Source organism: Streptomyces sp. NPDC104313, from assembly GCF_055583985.1.
The window spans coordinates 1-1,503 of sequence record NZ_JBVJMW010000044.1; the positions used below are offsets into that span (position 1 = coordinate 1).

The 1,503-nt window shown below is 58.3% G+C and carries 1 protein-coding gene; it reads left to right on the forward strand.

The genetic code is table 11. The features are described from left to right. Positions 1-19 precede the first annotated feature (19 nt). A partial coding sequence (locus ACZ60Q_RS35995; RefSeq protein ID WP_469641834.1) for a non-ribosomal peptide synthetase occupies positions 20-1,503 on the forward strand: 1,484 nt, incomplete at its 3' end.

Consider the following 1,503-nt stretch of genomic DNA (forward strand, 5'->3'; position numbering starts at 1 on the left):
CCTCCCCTTCGAGCGCCTGGTGGAGATCCTCAACCCGCCCCGCAGCCTCGCCCGCCACCCCCTCTTCCAAACCATGCTCGTCCTCCAAAACACCACCCATCACAACGCCAACCTCGCTGACACCCGCTCGGCACTCCATCCGGTGGGCATCGACAGCGCTAAGTTCGACCTAGCAATCTTCATAGACGAGGTGCACTCCGGTGCGCTCACAGGCGTGATCAAATATGCGACTGATATTTTCAACCGCAGCACGATCGAGAGAGTATCGGAACTCTTCCATCGGCTCCTCAACTCCATCGCAGACAACACCAATCAGCGCTTGAGTGAAGCCAGTCGACTCTCGCCTAATGAACGCCAACTAGTCCTGAGGGACTGGAACGGAGGTAGCTCCCCGCTACTTTCGCCGTTTACCCTTCCAGAGCTTCTCAGTGCGCAAGTTTCCAGATCCCCCGATGCGATGGCAGTGATCTTTGAAGGGGAAAGTCTCAGCTACGCCGATCTTGAATCGCACTCGTCCCACCTTGCGGAAGCCCTGCGGGCCAATGGTGTGGGTCCAGAAGCTATCGTCGCGGTCGCCATTCCGCGTTCACTCGAGCTGCTCATAACCTTGTGCGCCATACTCAAAGCGGGAGGCGCATATCTTCCCATCGATCCTAGTTACCCTGATGACAGAGTCCGCTACATGCTCCAGGACGCGCACCCTGCTCTGACTATCACGCAAGAGGTGTACGAGAAACTGGCAGGTGACCTGCCCCTAGTGGACGCAGGACACAGCGCCGCCATCGGCGCTCCGGTTCTGCCCCACCATCCCGCCTATGTCATCTACACCTCTGGGTCCACCGGCCGCCCGAAGGGGGTAGTAATACCCCACTCGGGAATCGTGAACCGCCTGCTTTGGATGCAGGATCAGTACCAACTAAGGGAAGACGACCGGGTCCTGCAGAAAACTCCATCGGGGTTCGATGTATCGGTGTGGGAGCTCTTCTGGCCACTCATTGCCGGAGCTACAGAGATAATCGCGAAACCGGACGGTCATCGCGACCCCTCCTACCTCGCCGACCTGATCAAGCGTGAGAGCGTCACCACCATTCACTTCGTCCCTTCGATGCTGGAAGAATTTCTCAGTTCTCCACGCGCTGCAGAATGCGTCACCCTGCGACGCATCATATGCAGTGGCGAGGCGCTGCCTGCAGAGTCTGCAAGGCGCGTTCATCAAATCCTTGATGTGGAACTGCATAACCTCTATGGCCCCACCGAGGTATCCGTCGACGTGACTCACTGGCCCTCATGCCCAAGTGATAACGAAGCCACAATCCCGATCGGCCGTCCCATCACCAATACGCAGGTGTTTGTGTTGGATGGAGGGTTGGAGCCGGTACCCGTTGGAGTTGCAGGAGAATTGTTCCTTGCGGGTGCGGGGTTGGCTCGTGGGTATTTGAATCGTCCGGGGTTGACGGCGGGGCGGTTTGTAGCGAATCCGTTTGGTCCGGTCGGGTCGCGGAT